This window comes from Flavobacterium sp. DW-iso2, from assembly GCF_058725285.1.
This window is the reverse complement of the sequence record NZ_JBZXDY010000015.1, coordinates 40,668-64,308: the sequence shown is the minus strand read 5'-3', so window position 1 is coordinate 64,308 and position 23,641 is coordinate 40,668. Positions and strand designations below refer to the sequence as shown.

21 protein-coding genes are annotated in these 23,641 nt (G+C 33.4%); 13 read left to right on the top strand and 8 right to left on the bottom strand.

Features of this window, described 5'->3' with window-relative positions:
* Nucleotides 1-23 precede the first annotated feature (23 nt).
* A complete protein-coding gene (locus tag AC4PRO_RS11515; protein WP_492117443.1) occupies nt 24-176 on the bottom strand; it encodes a hypothetical protein in 153 nt (50 codons plus the stop codon).
* Nucleotides 177-281: 105 nt separating this feature from the next.
* On the opposite strand from AC4PRO_RS11515, the gene AC4PRO_RS11510 reads away from it, so the two are divergent.
* A complete protein-coding gene (locus AC4PRO_RS11510; protein WP_492117442.1) occupies nt 282-1,067 on the top strand; it encodes an alpha/beta fold hydrolase in 786 nt (261 codons plus the stop codon).
* Nucleotides 1,068-1,442: 375 nt separating this feature from the next.
* On the opposite strand, the gene AC4PRO_RS11505 is transcribed toward AC4PRO_RS11510, so the two are convergent.
* The 4 genes from AC4PRO_RS11505 to AC4PRO_RS11490 all read right to left on the bottom strand — a co-directional run bounded on the left by AC4PRO_RS11505 (nt 1,443) and on the right by AC4PRO_RS11490 (nt 5,545).
* Nucleotides 1,443-2,165: a DUF4197 domain-containing protein gene (locus tag AC4PRO_RS11505; RefSeq protein WP_492117441.1), complete on the bottom strand. Its 723-nt coding sequence runs from the start codon at nt 2,163-2,165 to the stop codon at nt 1,443-1,445.
* Between the two features lie 83 nt (nt 2,166-2,248).
* The gene (purU, locus tag AC4PRO_RS11500) at nt 2,249-3,103 is read right to left on the bottom strand and encodes a formyltetrahydrofolate deformylase (RefSeq protein WP_492117440.1); all 855 of its coding nucleotides are present in this window, start codon (nt 3,101-3,103) and stop codon (nt 2,249-2,251) included.
* A 206-nt stretch (nt 3,104-3,309) separates the two neighbouring features.
* On the bottom strand, nt 3,310-4,020 hold the full coding sequence (locus tag AC4PRO_RS11495; protein WP_492117439.1) for a DUF4197 domain-containing protein: 711 nt from the start codon (nt 4,018-4,020) through the stop codon (nt 3,310-3,312).
* Nucleotides 4,021-4,288: 268 nt separating this feature from the next.
* Nucleotides 4,289-5,545, bottom strand: coding sequence for a hypothetical protein (locus AC4PRO_RS11490; RefSeq protein ID WP_492117438.1), 1,257 nt, complete (start codon nt 5,543-5,545; stop codon nt 4,289-4,291).
* 300 nt (nt 5,546-5,845) lie between these two features.
* On the opposite strand from AC4PRO_RS11490, the gene AC4PRO_RS11485 reads away from it, so the two are divergent.
* Nucleotides 5,846-9,286, top strand: a complete 3,441-nt coding sequence (locus AC4PRO_RS11485; RefSeq protein ID WP_492117437.1) for a methylmalonyl-CoA mutase family protein — start codon at nt 5,846-5,848, stop codon at nt 9,284-9,286.
* A 214-nt stretch (nt 9,287-9,500) separates the two neighbouring features.
* On the opposite strand, the gene AC4PRO_RS11480 is transcribed toward AC4PRO_RS11485, so the two are convergent.
* Nucleotides 9,501-10,046: a type 1 glutamine amidotransferase domain-containing protein gene (locus AC4PRO_RS11480; RefSeq protein WP_492117436.1), complete on the bottom strand. Its 546-nt coding sequence runs from the start codon at nt 10,044-10,046 to the stop codon at nt 9,501-9,503.
* Nucleotides 10,047-10,180: 134 nt separating this feature from the next.
* Nucleotides 10,181-10,753, bottom strand: coding sequence for a DUF1543 domain-containing protein (locus tag AC4PRO_RS11475; RefSeq protein ID WP_492117435.1), 573 nt, complete (start codon nt 10,751-10,753; stop codon nt 10,181-10,183).
* 87 nt (nt 10,754-10,840) lie between these two features.
* On the opposite strand from AC4PRO_RS11475, the gene AC4PRO_RS11470 reads away from it, so the two are divergent.
* Complete coding sequence (locus AC4PRO_RS11470) at nt 10,841-11,347, top strand: hypothetical protein (RefSeq protein ID WP_074722982.1); 507 nt, start codon at nt 10,841-10,843, stop codon at nt 11,345-11,347.
* Between the two features lie 210 nt (nt 11,348-11,557).
* On the top strand, nt 11,558-12,097 hold the full coding sequence (locus AC4PRO_RS11465; RefSeq protein WP_492117434.1) for a hypothetical protein: 540 nt from the start codon (nt 11,558-11,560) through the stop codon (nt 12,095-12,097).
* 96 nt (nt 12,098-12,193) lie between these two features.
* Here the strand turns inward: AC4PRO_RS11465 and AC4PRO_RS11460 are convergent, their stop codons facing one another.
* Nucleotides 12,194-13,153, bottom strand: a complete 960-nt coding sequence (locus tag AC4PRO_RS11460) for a TerC family protein (RefSeq protein ID WP_074722980.1) — start codon at nt 13,151-13,153, stop codon at nt 12,194-12,196.
* 292 nt (nt 13,154-13,445) lie between these two features.
* Between AC4PRO_RS11460 and AC4PRO_RS11455 the strand changes: the two genes are divergently transcribed.
* The 9 genes from AC4PRO_RS11455 (at nt 13,446) to AC4PRO_RS11415 (ending at nt 23,550) form a co-directional block, all read left to right on the top strand.
* Nucleotides 13,446-15,635 (top strand): glutamine synthetase III family protein, encoded by a 2,190-nt coding sequence (locus tag AC4PRO_RS11455; protein ID WP_074722979.1) that lies wholly within the window; start codon nt 13,446-13,448, stop codon nt 15,633-15,635.
* 662 nt (nt 15,636-16,297) lie between these two features.
* The gene (locus tag AC4PRO_RS11450) at nt 16,298-17,143 is read left to right on the top strand and encodes a hypothetical protein (protein ID WP_074722978.1); all 846 of its coding nucleotides are present in this window, start codon (nt 16,298-16,300) and stop codon (nt 17,141-17,143) included.
* Nucleotides 17,144-17,338: 195 nt separating this feature from the next.
* Complete coding sequence (locus tag AC4PRO_RS11445; RefSeq protein WP_074722977.1) at nt 17,339-17,857, top strand: hypothetical protein; 519 nt, start codon at nt 17,339-17,341, stop codon at nt 17,855-17,857.
* Between the two features lie 3 nt (nt 17,858-17,860).
* Nucleotides 17,861-18,271 carry a hypothetical protein gene (locus AC4PRO_RS11440; protein ID WP_074722976.1) on the top strand — a complete coding sequence of 137 codons (411 nt, stop codon included), beginning with the start codon at nt 17,861-17,863 and terminating at the stop codon, nt 18,269-18,271.
* Nucleotides 18,268-18,606, top strand: a complete 339-nt coding sequence (locus AC4PRO_RS11435) for a CsgE family curli-type amyloid fiber assembly protein (RefSeq protein WP_139174217.1) — start codon at nt 18,268-18,270, stop codon at nt 18,604-18,606. The genes AC4PRO_RS11440 and AC4PRO_RS11435 overlap by 4 nt, the downstream gene beginning before the upstream one ends.
* Nucleotides 18,607-18,693: 87 nt before the next feature.
* A complete protein-coding gene (locus AC4PRO_RS11430; RefSeq protein ID WP_074722974.1) occupies nt 18,694-19,098 on the top strand; it encodes a curli assembly protein CsgF in 405 nt (134 codons plus the stop codon).
* Between the two features lie 126 nt (nt 19,099-19,224).
* Nucleotides 19,225-20,601 carry a CsgG/HfaB family protein gene (locus AC4PRO_RS11425; protein ID WP_492117433.1) on the top strand — a complete coding sequence of 459 codons (1,377 nt, stop codon included), beginning with the start codon at nt 19,225-19,227 and terminating at the stop codon, nt 20,599-20,601.
* 95 nt (nt 20,602-20,696) lie between these two features.
* On the top strand, nt 20,697-22,181 hold the full coding sequence (locus tag AC4PRO_RS11420) for a carboxypeptidase regulatory-like domain-containing protein (RefSeq protein ID WP_492117432.1): 1,485 nt from the start codon (nt 20,697-20,699) through the stop codon (nt 22,179-22,181).
* A gap of 190 nt (nt 22,182-22,371) precedes the next feature.
* Nucleotides 22,372-23,550 (top strand): AIR synthase related protein, encoded by a 1,179-nt coding sequence (locus AC4PRO_RS11415; protein WP_074722971.1) that lies wholly within the window; start codon nt 22,372-22,374, stop codon nt 23,548-23,550.
* Nucleotides 23,551-23,641 lie beyond the last annotated feature (91 nt).

Genomic DNA, 23,641 nt, shown 5'->3' with positions numbered 1-23,641 from the left:
ATAATTTTAAACTTCTAATTTATTTAATACTCAGATTCTTCTAGAACCAATTCTTCTTCAGGAATTGTTACTTTTAAAAGTAGATCAGTATCGATATTAAAATTTAATTCAGAAAACATTTTGTATTCTTTTTGGAGTTTTTCAATTTCACTTTTCTCTTGCAGCAATCCAATCATGGTGGTATTTTTTCGGCAAATTTACGTTATACTATTAGAAAACAAGCAATAAAAATGGTTAAGAGTGGGATTTAAAATTAAAGTACTATTTTTACAAAAAAAAACGTGCTTAACTATACCATTTACGAGAATTCGAATAGTACCCAATGGGTAACTTTTGTGCATGGTGCAGGTGGAAGTTCATCGATTTGGTTCAAACAAATCAGGGATTTTCAAAAACAGTATAATGTGTTGTTATTGGATTTGCGCGGTCATGGAAATTCTAAATCCTCGCTAAAAACCGCTTTCAAACAAAAATATACTTTTTCGGCGCTTGCCAATGATATTCTGGAGGTTTTAGATTTTCTAAAAATTGAAAAATCACATTTTGTTGGAATTTCACTGGGCACGATTCTGATCAGGCAATTAGCTGAAATGCATCCACAAAGAGTACAAAGTATGATCCTTGGTGGTGCAATCTTAAAAATGAATTTTCGTTCCCAGATATTAATGCGTTTGGGAAATACATTTAAGTATGTTTTGCCTTACTTGGTTTTATACCGATTCTTTGCCTTTGTGATTATGCCAAAAAAAAACCACAAACAATCGCGTATTCTTTTTATAAATGAGGCAAAGAAATTATACCATAAAGAATTTCTAAAATGGTTCAAGCTTACAGCTGAAATTAACCCTATTCTTAAGTGGTTTCGTCAGGTCGAATTAAATATCCCTACTCTTTATGTTATGGGTGAAGAAGATTATATGTTTTTACCATCAGTGAGAAAAGTAGTCGAGAGTCATTATAGGTCCTCAAAATTATTTGTTGTGGTCAATTGTGGTCATGTGGTAAACGTCGAGCAACCTAATGTTTTTAACGATGCGGTTCTTTCTTTTTTGGGCGGAACTAAATAAAAAATGCCGGTACTCTATGAATACCGGCAGTTCTTTAACTAACCAAAACCAAATAATAAATAACCAGTTTATTACTCTGCAAAGATGGTACATTTGCGAGTTGTTCGTTGTTAAGTTTTTGTTATTAGTTTGTTGTACAAAAGTTAAGATTTAAGCTTACTTTTTTGGTAAATTTTATTGGTCTCAAATAGAGTTTAAAACTATGTACTTTCAGTGCATCTCGCTTTAGCTTCTAAAAAATGTTAACACCGCAGATTCGCAAATTTTAAAATAATTGATATAAAATAATTTGCGAATCTGCGGTAAATATTAGCAATACAACATGCAGACTTTAAGTCTGACAACCAAATCTATGGACTTTAAGTCCATAGAGGTTTAGTTTTTATCTTGTAAAGCAAAAACTTTTTTAAGAGTGTCAGAAGTTCTGGCGTTTAAATTACTTCTTATATTTTTTTCTTCGACCGTAATCATTTTAAAAACACCATCAAGTGCTTTATTGGTAACGTAATCTGTAATATCTGGATTTATTCTAGATACTAGTGGAAGCGTATTGTATTTTGTAATAATGTTTGCCCAAACTACATCAGCGCCAACTTTTCCAATAGAGGTTTGTACCACTGGACTGAACTTCATGTATAATGCGGTTGTTGTACTAGTTTGTAGATAATTGGTCGCGGAATTGTCAGCGCCTAACAAAATACTTTTAGCATCAGCGATGCTCATGTTTTTTATGGCAGAAACAAAAATTGGTGTAGCTTCTTTTACAGCATCTTCGGCAGCACGATTCAGTGCTTTTATTCCGTCGTCTGCTAAGCTGCTCATCCCCATTTTACGTAAAGTTTTGTCTACTCTAGCTAATTCCTCAGGCATTAATATTTTTACGGCTTCATTTTTATAAAATCCGTCATCCTTTGTTAATTTAGAAACTTGCTCTGTAACTCCTTTGTTTAGCGCTTCTTTTAGTCCAGCAGCAATATCTAAACCTGAATTTGAACTGCTAATAGTAGCAGCTTTATCGGTAGCTTTTTTTAACAAATCTTTAAATTGTGCGGAACTAATTAAAGGAACCAACAATAACAGTAATACTAATTTTTTCATTTTTTTTAAATTTATTGCCAAATTTAATCAATTCCACTTTGTTCTAAAATAGTTTTAACTTTTGTGATTTTATTAGAACCTAGTTAATAAAAAACTACCGTTTTATTGGAGTAAACCATCACTTTTCTTTCGGCATGTAGTTTTATGGCTCTTGCCAAAACAGTGCGCTCCAAATCTTTTCCTTTCATAATAAAATCATCTACAGAATTGATATGTGAAACCCTAGTGATGTCCTGCTCAATAATGGGGCCTTCATCTAGTTCTTCGGTAACGTAATGACTGGTGGCACCAATGATTTTTACTCCTCTTTTAAAAGCCGAATGATAGGGTTTAGCCCCAGGAAAAGCAGGTAAAAACGAATGATGAATATTGATGATTTTATTTTCGTACAGCGAAATCAAATCAGGTGTTATGATCTGCATGTAACGCGCTAGTACAATAAAATTGATTTCGTGTTTCTGGAGTAATTCAATCTGTTGTTTTTCACCTTCTGCCTTGTTGTCTTTAGTAAAAGGAACATGATAAAACGGAATGTTGAATTGATCAGCGATGGGTTTTAAGTCCATATGATTGGATATAATCAAAGGAATTTCCACATTCAATTCTCCAGCACTGTAACGTCCTAAAATATCATACAAACAATGATTGTATTTGGAAACAAACAATGCCATTTTAGGTTTTACTTCCTTGTCGTAGAGATCCCAAGACATATCGAAATCAGTAGCAATGGTTTGCTGAAAATCGGCTCTTATAGCTTCTACGCTGCTAGATGGATTTGTGAGTTCACTTTCAAGTCGCATAAAAAACACATTTTGCTCCACATCAACATGCTGGTCTAAATAAGTGATATTTCCTTCTACTTTCAGTATAAAATTAGTTACGGTTGCAATAATTCCTTTTTGATCTTTGCAATGAATAAGTAGGGTGATTTTTTGCATTATAGATGGTTCTTTTGGTGTTTTAAATTCTTTTTTTGGTAACAAAAAAAGTTTGGTTCTGATTTCCATGTTTCATAATAGCATATGAAATGAAAATCAAAACTAAACCATTTTGCTTAAAATAAAGAGATAAAAGATGTTTTAAATCTCTGGTTACCTCTGTTTTTTTGTGTGAATTTTAAATAGCATTGGTGTAAGCCAAAGAATTATATCTTTTTGTCCTGCAACGCAAAAACTCTTTGTAATAAAACAGAGGTTCTGGAGCTAAGATTTGTTCTGATGTTTTTTTCTTCGACAGCTACCATTTTAAAAACTCCTTTCATTGCTTGATTCGTTACATAATCTGTCAAATCAGGGTTTACCTTATTTACCAGTGGAATGCTATTGTATTTAGTGATGATGTTCGTCCACACTTTATCAGCACCCACTTTAGTGAATGAATTTTTTATTACAGGATTAAACTTCCCGTATAAAGCAGTAGAAGTACTGTTTTGTAAATAATTAGTAGCTGAACTTTCGTTCCCCATCAAGATTCCTCTAGCATCTGCAAATGACATGCTGGTTACTGCGTTTATAAATATAGGAGTCGCTTCTTTCACCGCATCTTCTGCCGCACGATTCAATACTTTAAGACCTTCATCGGCCAAAGAGCTAAGACCAATGCTTCTTAATCCAGCATCTACTTTCCTCAATTCTTCCGGTAAAAGAATCTTCACCGCTTCATTTTTGTAAAAACCATCAGTGGCAGTCAACTTAGTTACTTGTTTAGAAATACCGTTATTCAGGGCTTCTTTCAACCCTCCTGAAATATCAAGAAAACCCGTGCCGTCCGTCTGTGGGAACTGATTCATGACCTGTTGCATCTCAGCGCAACCAAAAAGAGAAAATACCATTGTTAAAAGCAAAAATTTTTTCATATTCATCATTTTATTTGTTTACTTCAGCTTTGTTGCCATTTGGTTTCAGCCAAAAATACTACTTATTCAAATACGAAGCCATTAATTGTTTTTGGAGCATAAAGTTTAGGTTTTATTTAAGAAGCTGTTTATGTCAACTATAATGTTACTTTTTAGGTGATTTATATCAAAAAAACTGACTTATCTAGAGGAATATTTAATCGACTTAAATGAAGAAAGGGATTTAACCGATGCTAAATCCCTTTCTTATTGAAATTAAGATGAAGTACTATTTTTTTAATTCAAATTTTCCGACTTGATTGCAGTAGATTAAATTAGAATTAGATTCGAATTTTTTATAACATGAATCTGCAGTTTTTTCGACTAATATGAAGTTGCTGTGGTAAGGAATGTAAATTAACTCAATCCCATTGTTTGTCGTTATAGTCGTTTTATCGTCAATAAAAATAAAATCAACTTCACCATTATCTTTATAAATCCATACTTTTGGTTTTGTAGGATCGTTAGAACTCAAGATACTTCCTTCTGAAGCATTTGTAAAGCGATCTACTTTTAATTTTCCAGTTTGTGTTTTTCCATTTTGCATTACACTACCGTTGATGTAAATATAATAAGCTGAATCATAGGTTAGGTTATCAACTTTTACACCAGAGTTTTTTGAATTAACGGTAATAAAGCTATCGATAGTAGCTTTCGCCTCTGTTGGCCACATACTGAACATTCCGGCACCTTGTTTAGCTGTTTCTAAATAGTCTAAAGATTTGTCGAAGTCGTTTAGAAGTAGTTGAGTAATTGATAGATTAAGGTAGATAACCTTGTTGTAATCTTTTGGTTTTATTTTTTTATATTCTTTGCCTACATAAGTCAAATAAAATTTTTCCATTTCATTTAAGTATGTTCGATCTGTTGAATTAGTTTCTATCTTTTTTAAAAACTCATCTGTTTTAGTGTTAAATGCGGCAAGTTCAGTGAATTCTTCTGCTTTATCAAAAAAACCATAGTTAAAATCAATCTCTTTTTCGCTAACGATGATGTTATTATCAGTTAAATATTTATACCCGATATTATTTAGATCATTTGCTAAACTTATGTATGGTTTTCCATTATAAGTAGGAGAATATAACATAGCATTAGATCCTTTCTCATATAGTATTTCGTTATTTTTTCCTAAAACTAAATATTTGAAATCTCCATCTAATAAATATTGACCATTACTCGCTTTTTTATAAGTAGCGCCTTTGTATCCCATTAAAACTCTAACATCTGGATTAATGGTGTCTTTTTTAGAATAATCTTCGATAGTGTTTTTTGTTAGATTATTTTCATAGGTATTTTTTTTCTTGTTAGCAAAATCAGCGTTCCAAGTATCATCGCCTTGAATGATAATGTTGTAAGTCTTAATGTCTTTGAATAATTCAGATTTCGGAATGTTAATTTTAATTTTTTTCTTCTCTGTATCTGCTTTTTGAGCATAGGAAGCACTAGTAATTACAGTTAATAATAAGAATAAGGTGATTTTTTTCATGTTTTTTTGTTTCAAAAGTATAATTCTAATCAATGATTGTCAAATTTTTAGTATTATTTATAGTAAAAAGCAATAAATTTAATTTTAGTTTATATTTGATTAAGCCTGAGAAAATAGGTTTTATCATTAAACTTTAAATTAATACTCTTTTAATCTAGCAATTGGTATCTAGGTGTTATAATTAAGCTTTTATAATTATCAAAGGTTTATCTAATTATTTAGTTAACATAAAATAACGAAGGGGAAACAATCAGTAAAAAAAATTGTAAATTGCAGCACTAAAATTATCATATTCTCAAAATGAATCCACAAACACCCTATATCCCTAAGAATAAAGTAAGAATTGTTACTGCAGCCTCTCTTTTTGACGGTCACGATGCAGCCATAAACATCATGAGACGAATTATCCAATCTACAGGTGTTGAGGTAATTCATCTTGGTCATGATCGCAGTGTCGAAGAAGTGGTCAATACCGCTATTCAAGAAGATGCAAATGCGATTGCTTTGACGTCCTATCAAGGAGGTCATATGGAGTATTTTAAATATATGTATGATTTGCTTGTAGAAAAAGGAGCCGGTCACATTAAGATATTTGGCGGCGGTGGTGGAGTGATTCTACCTTCTGAAATTGCTGAATTGCAAGCCTATGGGATTACCCGTATTTACGCGCCAGATGATGGTCGTTCTATGGGGTTACAAGGAATGATAAATGATTTGGTCGAGCGTTCCGATTTTCCAACAGGAGATAAGTTGACCAATGAATTAGAACAATTAGCATCAAAAAATCCAACAGCCATCGCCAGAATTATTTCTGCGGCTGAGAATTTTCCAGAAATAGCAAAACCCGCTTTGGATGCTATTCATAAAATGAATGAAACCTGCACTACACCAGTTCTTGGAATTACGGGAACAGGAGGCTCAGGAAAATCATCTTTGGTGGATGAGTTGGTTCGTCGTTTTCTAATCGATTTTCCAGAAAAAACGATTGGTTTGATTTCTGTAGATCCATCAAAACGAAAAACGGGAGGAGCACTTCTAGGAGACAGAATCCGAATGAATGCGATTAATAGTCCTAGAGTTTTTATGCGATCTTTGGCAACGCGTCAATCTAATTTGGCATTGTCAAAATATGTAGCAGAGGCAATCCAAGTGATCAAGGCTGCTAAGTATGATATTATCATTTTAGAGACTTCTGGTATTGGTCAATCGGATACGGAAATCATGGACCATTCTGATGTGTCATTATATGTTATGACACCTGAGTTTGGTGCTGCAACTCAATTGGAGAAAATCGACATGCTTGATTTTGCTGATTTAGTAGCATTAAATAAGTTTGACAAACGCGGAGCTTTAGATGCGATCCGAGACGTGAAAAAACAATACCAACGCAACCATAATCTATGGGATGTGAATCCTGATGAAATGCCCGTTTTTGGAACTATTGCTTCACAGTTCAATGACCCAGGAATGAATACGTTGTACAAAGCGATTATGGATAAGGTTGTTGAGAAAACAAATTCCGATTTGAAATCAACATTCGAAATCACTCGTGAAATGAGCGAGAAGATTTACGTTATTCCTCCACATAGAACCCGTTACCTATCTGAAATCGCCGAAAGTAATCGTCATTATGATGAAACTGCAGTGACTCAGGAACAAGTAGCTCAAAAATTATACGGTATTTTCAAAACTTTGGAAACAGTTTCAGGAAAAGTACCTGTTATTACAAAAGCTGGAATTGACGATTCATCCGTATTGCCAAGCGCTACAGAGCAACATGATGAACACAGAATTTTTCTGAACCTTTTACTGAATCAGTTTGATAAAGTAAAAATGGATTTAGATCCGTACAATTGGGAAATTATATTGACTTGGAATGAAAAAGTAAATAAATATAAAAATCCGATTTATACTTTTAAAGTGCGTGATAGAGAAATAAAAATGGCGACACATACTGAGTCCCTTTCTCATTCTCAAATCCCAAAAATTGCCTTACCAAAGTACCAAGCTTGGGGAGATATTCTACGTTGGTGTTTACAGGAAAATGTTCCGGGAGAATTTCCTTTTACCGCAGGTTTATATCCTTTTAAACGTGAAGGAGAAGATCCTTCTCGTATGTTTGCAGGTGAAGGTGGGCCAGAAAGAACAAACAAACGTTTTCATTACGTAAGTGCAGGATTGCCTGCAAAACGATTGTCCACCGCTTTTGACAGTGTGACATTATATGGGAATGATCCTCACATCCGTCCTGATATTTACGGAAAAATCGGGAATGCTGGAGTTTCTATCTGTTGTTTGGATGATGCTAAAAAATTGTATTCTGGTTTTGATTTGGTTCATGCCATGACATCAGTAAGTATGACTATCAATGGGCCAGCACCTATGTTGTTAGGTTTTTTCATGAATGCCGCCATCGATCAACAATGCGAATATTATATTAATCAAAACGGTTTAGAAAAAGAAGTTGCCGTAAAAATCAATGCTATATATAAAGGAAAAGGGGTCGAAAGACCACATTATCAAGGTGATTTACCGGCTGGAAATAGCGGTTTAGGATTGATGCTTTTGGGTGTGACTGGAGATCAGGTTTTACCTATGGATGTTTATAATGAAATAAAAGCGAGAACCTTGTCACAAGTTCGTGGAACGGTTCAAGCAGATATTTTAAAAGAAGATCAGGCACAAAACACTTGTATTTTCTCTACTGAATTTGCGTTGCGTTTAATGGGTGATGTTCAGGAATATTTCATAACTAAAAACGTAAGGAACTTTTATTCGGTTTCAATTTCAGGATATCACATTGCCGAAGCAGGTGCAAATCCAATTACACAATTAGCATTCACACTTTCAAATGGATTTACGTATGTAGAGTACTATTTGAGTCGCGGAATGAGTATCAACGATTTCGGACCTAACTTATCTTTCTTCTTTTCGAATGGAGTAGATCCTGAATATGCAGTTATTGGTCGTGTAGCACGTAAAATTTGGGCGAAAGCCATGAAAAATAAATATGGTGCTAACGAACGCGCTCAAATGTTGAAATACCATATTCAAACATCAGGTCGTTCATTACACGCACAAGAAATTGATTTCAATGATATTCGTACGACTTTACAAGCCTTGTACGCGATTTATGATAACTGTAATTCATTGCATACGAATGCTTATGATGAAGCGATTACTACGCCAACGGAAGAATCAGTGCGTCGTGCGATGGCAATTCAGTTGATTATCAATAAAGAATTAGGTCTAGCCAAAAATGAAAATCCAATTCAAGGTGCTTTTATCATCGAAGAATTAACGGATTTGGTTGAAGCTGCCGTATTATTAGAATTCGATAGAATCACTGAGCGTGGAGGTGTTCTAGGTGCTATGGAAACCATGTACCAACGTTCTAAAATTCAAGAAGAGAGTTTGTATTATGAAACGTTGAAACATACAGGGGAATTTCCAATCATTGGAGTGAATACGTTCTTGAGTTCTAAAGGGTCTCCAACGGTGATTCCTGCTGAGGTGATTCGGGCTACTGAAGAAGAGAAGCAATACCAAATCACGATGTTGGATAATTTGCACAAAGCAAATCATGACAAAGTAGATGAGATTTTGAATACGATTCAAGAAGCAGCTATTAATAACGAAAACTTATTCGATCATTTAATGGAAGCGACTAAGGTTTGTTCTTTGGGACAAATCACTGCTGCATTATTTGAAGTAGGTGGACAATATAGAAGAAATATGTAAGCAGAAAACCACTTTTTGCAGAGCAAAAAAGGGTGTGAATCGCTTATCCCGATGTTCAATCGGGATCTTTTCTAGCGAAAAAAGTGTGTAAATCGTTTATTCCGCTGACTATCGGGATCTCGTAAAAAAAAAGAGTTTAGAAAAGGTTGTCAATACTTACAAGAAGAAAAAAAATGCGGAAGATATTTTCCGCATTTTTTTTTGTCTTATTTATTTAGAGTATTTGTTGGTGCTTTCCTTCTTTAATCTCTTCAACAATTTTTTTATTGAAAGCATCTAAGTCATCAGGGTTTCGGCTCGTAACAAGACCATTGTCTACAACTACTTCTAAATCATGCCATTCTGCGCCAGCATTTATTAAATCTACTTTTATAGAAGGATAGGAGGTCATTTTTCGTCCTTTCACCAGTCCGGCACTAATTAAAATTTGTGGACCGTGACAGATTGCGGCTACTGGTTTTCCCGCTTTAAAAAATTCTTTTATAAAATGCAAGGCGCTATCATTTGTACGCAGTATATCTGGATTAATAACTCCACCGGGTAAAACTAAAGCGTCATAATCAGCAGCTTTAACATTTTTTAATTCTTGATCAACTTTATAATCTTTTCCCCAGTCAGTAGAAGCCCATGATTTTATGCTTCCGTTTTCTGGACTCACAATTTCGGCTTTCCAACCTTGTTTTTCTAGATATTCTTTAGGGGAACTTAATTCAACTTCTTCAAATCCGTTTGTTGCTAAAATAGCTATTCTCTTTTCCATAACTTTGTAATTGTAATTTTTATTATTACTTTAAAATTACAACTTATATGCAGGGACAAGTCATAAAGAGGTATTAAAATAAACATAATTTTGTTCAAGCTGTTTTGACAAAACATGTCCTTTAATGGAATAATTTACTTAATCCCGGATATTTTTAAATACCCAATATGCAAAACGTCTTCGTGCAGTTTTGTTCCTGATTTGGTTATTTTTATGGAATATTTTTCTTTGAGTTGACTATCCAAGATGTCAGTTACCTTATATATATCGTCAATATCGATTCCGTATTTATCGTCGATATGTGAGACGCCGGCACCCTTAAAACCACAATGCTTGTAAAATGTGGTTTTTCTGGACTTCTTGGAGGCGAGCCCTAAAGATGTAGCAACGGTTAGCAGTTTGTAATGGTACTCTTCAAACTCATTTTCCTTATAACCTCCTAAGTTGATAAAAAACAAATGGTCTAAATTGGTATTTTCAGCGGTTTCTTTAGTTATAATTTCAATCGAAAAATTGTCCGCGACTGAAACTTCGCGCCAAGCATCGATATGGATTTTTCCTTTGGCCTCGGGCCAAAAAGCTTTCATTTCTGGGATCAAATCTTTTAGGGAAGCTCCAATTCCAAAGAAAATATCATGTTGTTCCGTAAGTCGTCCAGCCGGCGTGCAGCCTAGCATAACCATGTGTAATTTTAGTTTTTTTTCCATGTTTCAATGCTGTGTTTTTTTTTACAATATAAATTTTGGCATAGTTAATGAATATACGAAAATAAGAAACCCCTTAAATTTAAAAAAATGAAAAAGATAATTACACTTTTAGCCATTGCAGGAATTTTTACTTTGCAAAGTTGTACAACAACAGGTAGTTTTGAAGTTGCACCTATTACACCTATTGCGACCACTGAAGTTTTTGAAGTAACTACTTCATTCAGTTCGACTAATAATTACAGTAGATTGGTGACCTTTAATCCTCCAATTTATTCTTCAGATGTGGTTTTGACCTATCGATTATCTGGCGTTAACTCACAGGGAGATTTGTGGGAATTATTACCAGAAACCTACTATTTTAATAATGGAGCATTGGATTTTGGTTTTAGATTTGATTATACCAATCGCGATGTAAATATTTATATGATTGGTAACGATTTACAATCTGTGTCTACTAATTTTAGGATAAATCAGGTAATTAGAATTGTTGTTGTTCCCGCAAGTTTTGCTAATTCAATAAACAAAAATAGTTATTCAGATGTGATTACGGCCTTAAACATAAAGGACAACCAAATTCAGAAAATTGATCTTTAAAAAAGAAAATAGGGAAACTGAGAGGTTTCCTTATTTTACATCAAAATAAAAAGCGAAGCGCTAATGCTGCTACAGTTTTAAAATCTAATTGGTGTTTAAGACCAGTTATAAATACTTTGGAATCTAAATATAATGATTCAAAATGTGACTTTGGTACGATTAATGATTTGAAAATATTAATAGAACAAACTATTTTTAATAAATATACCCATGAAAAAAATAATTACACTTTTAGGCATTTTTGGAGCGATACTATTTTCGAGTTGTACAGGACCAGAAGGGCCTCCAGGATATGACGGGCTTGATGGACAAAATGGCCAGGACGGATTGATTGCAGAAGTTTTTGAAGTGGGGCCTGACTTTACCTTAGCAAATGGTTATAAAGTTACATATGCATTAAATCCAAAGATTTATTCAGGAGATAATCTTTTGATTTATGAATTAATTAATACTAATGGAGGAATCGATACTTGGGCATTATTACCACAAATTTATTATTTTGCAGGAGGTACGGCACAATATAATTATAATTTCTCCTTTGACCAATTTACCATTTTGATTGATGCAAACTTTGATCGAGCTCAATTACCAACTAGTTTTAGATTGGGTAAAACATTCAGAGTTGTTATTATTCCTGGGGATGATGGGGTAAATACAAATAAATCAGTAATTAAACCAGATTATTCAGACTACAACGCTGTTATTAAAAGATATAATATTGATGATAGTAATGTTAAAAAAAGAAATTAAGAAATATATTGAATTCATAAAAAAAAAGGAAATCGCAAGATTTCCTTTTTTTTTGCTTAATCTCCACTTATTAGAAGGAGGTAGTCATTCTTTGGATTAGATATTACGTTCAGAATCTTCTCCTTTATTCATTCTCAATGACACTATTATTCCACTTAAAAGAGCAACGGCTATAAAAACTAAAGAACCCCACTCTGGAATATCAATAAGTTCATGGAGTAACATTTTAAGGCCTACAAAACTTAATATGGCAATTAGACTATATTCTAAATAGCTGAATTTTTCTAGCATATTGGCCAAAAAGAAATACATAGAACGCAATCCTAAAATGGCAAAAATATTAGAACTAAAAACTAAAAATGGATCGCTTGTAATGGCGAGAATTGCAGGAACGCTATCAATGGCGAATACAACATCCATGACTTCAATAACAACTAATGCCACAAATAAAGGAGTGGCAGCAGTGATGTGCCGTCTTTTTACAAAAAAATGTTCTTTATCGATATGATTTGAAATGGGAATTAACTTTTTTAGGCTTTTATATACAAATGATTTTTTAGGTTCAAATTTTTCTTCGCCATTTGTAAATAGCATTTTCATTGCGGTGAAAATTAGGAAGAAGCCAAAAAGATAGGTGGCCCAAAAGAATTTATGAATCAATAAAACACCAAAAAATATCATCAATCCTCTAAAAACGATGGCGCCCAATATGCCCCAGAATAAAACTCTATGTTGGTATTTTTGTGGAATCTTAAATGCCGAAAATATAATAGCAATTACAAATATGTTATCCACACTTAAAGACAATTCGATTAAATATCCAGTAATGAATTTTATCGATGCGGCAAGAGGTTTCAGTTCGTCTGGGTTAGAAATGTAATCATTAGCATATATCCAGTAAATAACCCCAGAAAAGAGAAAAGAAAGTGTCACCCAAATTATTGTCCATTTGGTAGCCTCTTTTGTACTAATAATGTGAGGGGTTTTATTAAAAACGCCTAAATCCAGTGCGAGAATTATAAAAACGATAACAAAGAAAGAAATCCAGACCATCATAAATCAAGTTATTTATAGTTTTACAAAGATACTTTTTGATTGCGAACTTTGAGATTTATTCATAGAAACTTGAATTTTAGTGTAATTAGAGCCTTCTAGTTTTGTTGAAATATCAATTTGAAAATATATGAGCCTAAAATTAAGAGGTTGTCATTAAAACAGGGTATTTTTAAGAAAACAGCAATTTAAGTGGTTTTACCCTAAAAAATTAGAGGTAAAATTTTATAAAAACATTATTTGAATTATATTTGCACCTCAATAATAGGGGTTTAATTTTTTAAATATAATTTTTATGTCAACAATACGATTCCAAGCTTTGAGAGAAGCTTCAACTAGAAAACCAATTAAATTTGAAGAAACTGGAAGAAAATCAATTCTTTTCGGTTCAAATGTGTTTAATGATAAAGCGATGAAGCAGTATTTAACTTCAGATGCTTTTAAGGGAGTTCAAGGTGCGGTGCAGCATGGAACTAAAATAGACAGAAAATTAGCAGACTATATTGCAATGGGTATGAAAGAATGGGCCTTGTCTAAAGGAGTAACTCATTACACACACTGGTTTCAACCATTGACAGGGGCTACTGCTGAGAAACATGATGCTTTCTTTGAAACTTCATATGATGGTAGTGATCCAGTAGAAAAATTTGGAGGAGCACAATTAGTGCAGCAAGAACCAGATGCCTCTAGTTTCCCTAATGGAGGAATTAGAAATACTTTTGAAGCAAGAGGATATACAGCTTGGGATCCTACATCTCCAGCATTCATTTTTGGAACTACATTATGTATTCCAACGGTTTTTATCTCTTACACAGGAGAAGCTTTAGATTATAAAACACCTTTATTGCGCGCTTTGCAGGTTATGGATGAAGCAGCTACTGAGGTATGTAAATATTTTGATAAAAATGTAAAAAAAGTTACTGCAACTCTAGGATGGGAACAAGAATATTTCTTGATTGACAGAGCGTTAGCACTTTCTCGTCCAGACCTTATGATGACGGGGAGAACTTTATTAGGACATACATCAGCTAAAGGACAACAATTAGACGACCATTATTTTGGTTCAATTCCTACTCGTGCCCTTACTTATATGAGAGATCTTGAGCAAGAATGCATGTTGCTTGGAATACCAGTAAAAACACGTCACAATGAAGTAGCACCAAATCAATTTGAGTTGGCACCTATTTTTGAAGAAACAAACCTTGCTGTTGATCACAACTGTTTGTTGATGGACGTAATGGAAAAAGTAGCAGAGCGTCATGATTTGAAAGTTTTATTTCATGAAAAACCATTTAAAGGAGTGAACGGTTCAGGGAAACATAATAACTGGTCATTGGCAACAGATACAGGTGTAAACTTGTTGAGTCCAAGTAAAACGCCAATGAGCAATTTGCAGTTTTTGACTTTCTTTATCAATACTATAAAAGCAGTAAATGACAATGAAGCTTTGTTAAGAGGAGCTATTGCAACTGCGGGTAATGATCATAGATTAGGAGCAAATGAAGCGCCTCCAGCAATTATCTCTGTATTTATTGGAGAACAATTGACTAAAGTATTAGCTGAATTAGAAGGTGTAACGGCTGGTAAATTATCTCCAGAAGAAAAAACAGATTTAAAATTAAATGTAGTAGGTAAAATTCCTGATGTTCTTTTAGATAATACAGACAGAAATAGAACTTCACCATTTGCTTTTACGGGAAATAAATTTGAGTTTAGAGCGGTAGGTTCTAATTCAAACTGTTCTAATTCAATGACTACCTTGAATGCGATTGTTGCAAAACAATTAAGAGATTTCAAGAAAGAGGTTGACGCTTTGATTGAGTCTAAAGACATGAAGAAAGACGATGCGATTTTCAATGTTTTGAGGGAGTATATCAAACATTCTAAAAAAATCCTTTTTGAAGGAGATGGATATAGCGAAGCATGGGAAATAGAAGCCGGGAAAAGAGGATTGAGTAACTTCAAAACGACTCCGCTAGCTTTGAAAGCAAGAGCATCTAAACAAGCATTAGATTTGTTTTCTGATCTTGGAATCATGAATCATATTGAAGTTGAAGCGCGTTACGAAATTGAATTAGAAGAGTATACTAAGAAAATTCAAATTGAAGGTAGAGTTTTAGGAGACATTGCAACAAACCACGTAATTCCAACTGCTATTCGTTACCAAAACACTTTGATTGAAAATGTGAGTGGGTTGAAAAATATCTTTGGAGCTGATTTTGAAAAAGTAGCTAAAGAACAAATTATTTTAATCAAAGAGATTTCTAGACATATCGAAGGAATAAATTCTAAGGTAGTAGAGATGACTAACGAAAGAAAGAAAGCGAATGTATTGACTGATGGTCAAGAAATGGCTGAAGCATACTGTGATGAAGTAAAACCATACTTTGAAGTGATTCGTGAGCATTGTGATAAACTAGAGCTTTTAGTTGACAATGAACTATGGACTTTAACTAAATACAGAGAGTTGTTGTTTACGAAATAGTAGACAAACAATCTTAATATTAGAAATGCCTATCCGTTTTGGATAGGCATTTTTTTATGGAGTCAAATTAGTAAATAAATGATTATTCCTTTTCTTGAAATAAATATTTTGCTTGAAGACAGGGTTTAGTGAAGTCTTACTTTTTCGAGACTCTTATTTTAAGATCAATATTTATCGTTATTAAATAGGTAAAACATTAATACTAATAAGTAGTCCTAATTCATTTATTCAGAGCCTTTTTGTTTGTGTAAATAATGATTTTATGACAGAGCCGTTTTAGGGAACAGTAGTTTAAAGGCAAAATTTTTAAGTTTTTACTTGCTAATATTATAATGTGACTCATGTTAAATATGTATATAATATTGTGTTTGTCTTCGAATTGGTGATGGAATAGAATTTTTCTTACAATCATTTTTAAAAAACTTGTATTTTATCGATATAGGGTTGCGTTTCATCGAAAAATAGGTTAATTGTCTTAAAAACAGGTGTTTATGTTATTAGATTTCTAAATACATTTTCTATCTTTGATATGTAGTAATCAAATAAGGGTAGTTATTTATACTAAAATCCTTGTTATTTATTACGTAAAAAAAGGATAACCCATATCACTTTTTAGAACCTACATAATAACTTGTATTAATAACCAATTAAATATATGTATTATGAAAAAAGTAGTTTTATGCATCTCAGCGATGCTATTGTCAGCGGTTGGATTTTCTCAAAACAATCAAAGTGACATCGAGCAACAAGGAAGACACAATGAAATCAAAGTTCTTCAAGACGGAAAGAAAAATATGTCTGATGTAACACAAGGCGGTCGCAATAATTTTGCGAAGGTTGATCAGGATGGTAACAACAATGATGCGACCATATGGCAATTTGGAAGAGACAATAGTGCTACAATCAATCAAACAGGTAACAATGATACCGCAAGTATTACCCAAGAATGTGATAGTAAGGACAATACAGTAGTAATTAATCAAAATGGTGATAGTGGTGATGATTGTCCAACTTGTAACATAGTGAATCCATGCCAATCCGGTGACTGTGGCGGCGAGTATGGTGACGATGGAGAACATCAAGGTGGTGATGACAGAGTAGCCTCCACTACTAGAGGAGGATCTGGATACGGTAATGGTAGTGGTCATAATGATGCTTCGATTGATCAAGATGGTGATCATAACAAAGCTCGTATTGATCAATCTGGTAAAGGTAACGATGCTTCAATTGTACAAGATGGTGAACATAACAAAGCTAAAATAGACCAATGTGGTAAAGATAACACTGCTATGATTGATCAAGACGGAGATTATAACAAAGCTGAGATCAATCAAAGTGGTAGAGGTCTTTATGCAAATATTGAGCAAGATGGTTGTAGACTTGATTCTACAATTGAACAATATGGTAGAAATAATGACGCACATACTGTTCAAAGAGGTTGGGATCAAACTAGTACTATTGCACAATGTGGACAAGATAACATGGCTTATGTAAAACAAAGAAACTAACATAAACTTTTATTATAGGTGGGGTTAATTAAATAATTCCACCTATAATTTTTTATAAAGAGGTTAGTTTTGATTATTAATTTACGTTTAAACCTTAAATGAAAATTAAATTTTTTGTTTGACTAAAGCAGTAATATAACAACTATAATCTTTAATAAATTTTAATTCTTTTAAATAATTATTAATCTAGAAGTCATGGAAGCAATAAAAAATATCTATCTATTTGTGTTAGTACTTTTATGCTCATTCCTTGTAAATGCTCAAGAAATGGAATCCAATAATGCTACTGCAATTACTAAGTTGTTGAATAAAGAAACTATTACGCTAGGGAATATTGGGTTAGATAACGTTAAATCTAATACGAGTTATCTATTAAACCGCAATATCGTTCAAATTTCTCAAATGGGAAATGCTAATGAAGTAGATTTACATATTCGTAGTTCTAAGTCCAAGTTAGTAATATTTCAAGATGGATCTAATAATAGTTTAGAAGTTTATAAAGATGCAAAACAATTAAATCAAACTATAGTGCAGTCTGGTAAAAATAATTTTATCAGTGATGTTTCAGCTTACTATGGTAAATCTATTGATATGGTTATAAACCAAGAGGGGAATAATTTAAAATTTGTCAATAGTGGAACAAATTCAATATCCAAAGATTTAAAAATTACGCAACAAGGAAATTCTGGAAGTGTATTTATATTTAATTATTAGACTATGAAATATTTATTATCAAGCAGCTGTATCGGCATTTTTTTAATTTTTAATATTCAAGCTGCATTCTCACAGGAGGAATATAAGGAAGTTACGGCCAAGATCGAAGTTGAAAAAGTAGAAGATGCTTTGTCTATAACAGGAATGGTTGAGAATTTAAAATCAGAATATAAAAACATATCTTTTGAACTCGCAGTTCAAAAGAAAAACACTTCAAATACTAATTCAGCCATTAATAAGCAAAGTGGTCGCTTTACTTTAGAACCTTTAAAAAAAATATCGCTTTCAAGTACCAAAATCAACGTAAGTAAAGAGGATCAAATCATTATTTCATTATTTATTTATAATGAAAAAGACATTCTCATCGGAAAAGACAGAATTGTTGTCGAAAATGAAAAAAAAAAGATTATTTGAAAGACGGGAGTTTGAAACTTAATAATGGACTTGAGATGATGGGGATTATTTCAAATGATACCAAAACAAAATTAGGAAATGATTTTTATGATCTCTTTTATAAAGAATTCACCAAGTTAAAGATAGGTGCTGGTAAAATCGTTGTGATTCAGGAGGAGTTAACATTTGGAAGGACAACAAAAATTATGGTAATTGTGGAAGGAGAAGTTATAGCTGAATTTATAACTAAACCAGATGAAGAATATTTACAAGAGGCTGCAGAATACTCTGCTTCAGAAGTTTTTAAGTATTTTAAAAAATTGGAAAGTCAAAGTAAAAGTATTTTTCAATATTAATATTCGTAAAGATTTTACTTCTATAAAATTATAGCTTATTCAATTGTTACTTATCTAAATTTTTAAATGTTATTTAAATTATATCCTATGAAAGTATACATTACAATACTGTGCATCTTTTGTTTTGGAATTAACTCCAATGCTCAAGATTTGGTTTATAAACCAATAAATCCCGCTTTCGGCGGCGATACATTTAATTACACCTGGCTGTTAAATTCTGCAGAGTCACAAAATAAATTTAGAGAGCCGGTTGATCCTTCACCAACATTATCAGCGCTCGAGCAATTTAAAAGCAGTCTCAATAGTCAATTACTAAGTCAAGTGTCTAGCTCGTTATTTCAAAGTCAATTTGGCGATCAAGGAATAGTGCCTGGATCCTACACTTTTGGTAGTTTGGCTGTAAATATCTATCCGTCAAATCTAGGACTGGTAGTTGATATATTAGATACTGATACTGGTGAGAAAACTCAGGTGTTTATCCCAGGCAATTAATACCGATTTAGACATTTGAATTATAATTTTGAAAATAGTAGTACTAAAATTTTTGTTTGGTAGATTTTAAATTCACCACAAAATACTTTAAGCTTCAGTTGCTTCCAAATCTATAAATAGTCAATTATGAATAAATACATGTCGATTACTCTGCTATGCTCTTTTCTATTATCCGGCTGTGGGGCCTATTTTAATCAACCACTTGGAATTCAAAAAGCAGTTTATGGTGAAAATACGCCAGCGACTTCTTCACTAGCTCTTCTTCCTAAACCAAAAGAACAAATTGTTGTAGGTGTCTACAAATTCAAAGATCAAACAGGACAATACAAAGCTTCTGAAGCAGGAAGTACATTCAGTACCGCTGTGACTCAAGGAGCAACTTCTATCCTAATTAAAGCTTTGGGCGATTCTAAGTGGTTTGTCCCTATTGAAAGAGAAAATTTAGGAAATCTTCTAAATGAGAGGAATATCATAAGAGCCACCAGGCAGGAATATGTAGAAAAGACAGCAGATCCAAAAGATATTCAGCTAAGTCCTCTATTGTTTGCGGGCGTATTACTTGAAGGAGGTATCATATCCTACGACAGTAATATTATCACAGGAGGTTTTGGCGCTAGATACTTTGGCACTGGAGCATCCACAAGATATAGACAAGATAGAGTCTCTATCTACCTTAGATTAGTCTCTACATCAAATGGAAAAATATTGAATACCGTATACGTTTCAAAAACAATCTTGTCACAAAGCGTAGATGCTAATTTGTTTAAATATGTAAATCTTAAAAGACTTCTTGAGGTAGAAACTGGCTTTACCAGAAATGAACCTATACAGCTTGCAGTTACTGAGGCAATTGAAAAAGCTGTTGAAGGACTAATTGTTGATGGTATTAAAGATAATATTTGGTCGGTTGATGCTACAACGCCTGAAGTAGCGGCTTTTTTAGAATCTTATAAAAAAGAGAAAGAAGAAGATGATGTAGCATTGCTTTACGGAAGGCACAAGGAAGAAAAGCGATCTAAGGTTGGAATTGAATTAGTGGGTGGGGCAACTTATATGCAAGGAGACTATCCAAGTCCAGTAGCAAAACCGATGGTTCGTGGTGCGGTAAAATACTTTTTCACTCCTCATTTTGACTTAAGTGCGTCAGCTAATGCTTTCTGGCTTGGAAATAAAAATTCCTTTGATAAAGGATATGCTTCATTAGATCTAAATTTAGAGTATTTTATTTTGCCCTATGACGTTTTTACACCTTATGTTTTTCTAGGAGCGGGTACAGGTTTTGACAAAAAATTTGAGAATAATTTTTCTAAAATTCAATATGGAGCAGGTATGGAATATTTGATTAATGATAATTTTGGTTTTAAATTTTATGGGGAACATAATGTAACTTTTTCTGACAATGTTGATTTTGTAGTCCATGGCAAAAGAGACGATTATTTTTGGCGTTTTGGAGTGGGATTGACATACTATTTCCATCAAAAAATCAAGAAGAAGATTAGATAGATGACTCTTTTTGAAAAACACTACTCAAGCAAATAATTATAGTATTCAGTAATAGTAAATAAATCTGATGTTTAATAAAAATAAAACAACTTCAAATGAAAAAAACAGCCATACAAATTTTAATGTGTTTTGTTCTTTTAGCTTCTTGTACTGAAGAACCAATAAGTCTTGACGGAGGGTTTGGAGTCGTAAAAGGGAGAGTCGTAAAAGCGGGGACATTTGAGCCAATAGAAAATGCTAGGATTTCAACAACTCCAACTTCAAGCACTTTCTTTTCAGATAAAGATGGTTATTTTACTTATGATAAAGTTGCAGTTGGAAAGTATTCTTTTCAGGCAAAAAAAGATGGATATACGGATAAATTTGAACCAGTTGTCGTTACAATAGGTAACACAACTCAGATAGTATTTGAATTAGAGATTGCTACTGCTAATAACAAACCACCGGGAATTCCTGTTTTAACCTCACCAATTGATAATGTAAAAAATCAAGCATTAGCATTAAATTTGACTTGGACGGCAACAGATAATGAGGTAGATCCTTTGACCTATTCGGTAACACTTAGGAATGGAACTACCGATGCAGTAATTACCTATACTGATATTAAAACACCAACTTTAGATATATCAGGATTAAGTTATAGTACTAAATATTATTGGCAAGTGTCTGCTTCAGATGGGATTAATTTACCAGTTAATAGCGTGACAAATTCATTTACGACTTTAGCTTTTCCTAATCCTAGATACTTGTTTGTCAAAAAAGTTAATAATAATAATGTAATTTTTACCGCTGATGATGCAGGGAATGAATTGCAACTTTCTCCATCCGAAGTGAATAGTTACCGACCGAGAAAAAATCTTCAAATCAATAAAATTGCCTATATCAGCTCTGATGGTTCTCAAAATCAAATTTATACGATGGATCCTGATGGTTCAAACGTATTTAAAGTGACTAATTCAGTTCCAATTGCCGGATTTAATATGGAGAACGTCAGTTATAGTTGGAGTGCAAATGGAAGCCAATTAATCTATCCGAATTTTGATAAATTATATCGCATTAATGCTAATGGAGGAGGGGTAGTACAGCTGTTTCAGACTCCTAACGGCAAATTTATTTCTGAATGTGACTGGAGTCAGGATGGCACTCAAATAGCAGTTAAAGTGAATGATTTAGCAGGATATAATGTAGAGATATATGTAATTGATACATCGGGAACAGTGCTATATTCAGTTCTTTCTGGGTTAAATGGAGCTGTTAGTGGATTGGATTTTTCAACGGATAATCAAAAAATTGTGTATACGAGAGATGTCTCAGGGTACCAAGACGCAAATTATAGAAGACTTGATTCCCAAATAATTCTCTACAATCATTTGACAAATACTTCTACACAACTGAACAATCAAAAGGTAAATGGCTATAATGACTTGGATGCGAGGTTTTCGCCAAATGAAGCTGAAGTTATTTTTACAAGTACTTCTAATGATGGGATATCTGTAAAAAGTATTCAAAAAATAAGCATCAATAATTCACTAACGCGCACCGTTGTGATACCTATTGGGTCGATGCCAGATTGGAAATAATAAATTGTTAAATTGTTAATTCAGATGATGCCTGTCCATTTTGGGCAGGCATTTTTTTATCCATTATTCTAATAGAATCGAAAGATTTACATTAAATACTTACTTCCGGCCAATAGTCAAAACCCAAAAAAAATAATTATCTTTGCCGCACAACCCAGTTGCTTCAAAGCAGCTTACACAACTACACTACATGAGCTCAGATACTAGTAAACGATATGCACTTCGCGGTGTTTCGGCATCCAAAGAAGATGTGCATAACGCCATAAAAAACATTGATAAAGGTTTGTTTCCTCAAGCATTTTGTAAAATTGTGCCGGATTACCTTACTCAAGACGACGAATATTGTTTGATAATGCATGCAGATGGAGCAGGAACTAAATCGTCTCTAGCGTATATGTATTGGAAAGAAACAGGGGATATTTCCGTTTGGAAAGGGATTGCTCAAGATGCTTTAATCATGAATATTGATGATTTATTGTGTGTGGGAGCGACTGATAATATTTTGTTGTCTTCTACTATTGGTAGAAACAAAAACCTTATCACTGCTGATGTAATTTCTGCTATTATCAATGGAACAGAAGAATTAATTAAAGAGTTGGATTCTTTTGGAGTAACCATTCATTCCACCGGTGGAGAAACTGCTGATGTGGGAGATATCGTTCGCACTATAATCGTGGATTCTACTGTCACGGCAAGAATGAAACGTTCTAAAGTCATAGACAATGCTAATATCAAAGCAGGGGATGTGATTGTAGGTTTGGCTTCTTTTGGTCAGGCATCTTACGAAAAAAGCTATAATGGCGGAATGGGAAGTAATGGATTAACTTCTGCTCGTCATGATGTATTTGGGAAATATTTGGCTACCAAATACCCAGAAAGTTTTGATGCGGCGGTACCCGAAGACTTAATTTATTCAGGACAAGTGAAATTGACTGATTCCGTAGAGAATTCTCCTATCGATGCAGGACAGTTAGTACTTTCACCAACGCGAACTTATGCACCTATTATCAAGAATATTTTAGATAAATACGACGCTGCTGCCATTCATGGTATGGTACATTGCAGTGGAGGAGCGCAAACAAAAATTCTCCATTTCGTAGATAACCTGCACATCATTAAAGATAATTTATTCCCGGTTCCTCCTTTATTTAAATTGATACAAGAACAGTCTAAAACAGATTGGAAAGAAATGTACCAAGTTTTTAACTGTGGCCACCGTATGGAAATATATGTTCCTGAAGCAGTTGCTCAGGATATTATCGCTATTTCAAAATCATTCAATGTCGATGCACAAATCGTAGGAAGGGTAGAAGCAGCAGATACTAAAAAATTGACAATCAGCAGCGAATACGGAACTTTCGAATATTAATATAATTAGGAGCTAATCCCGCTGTTCACTATATCTGTTGTGGTCTCGTAAATAGACGAGACCACAACAGGATGCCGTTTCCATCGGGGCT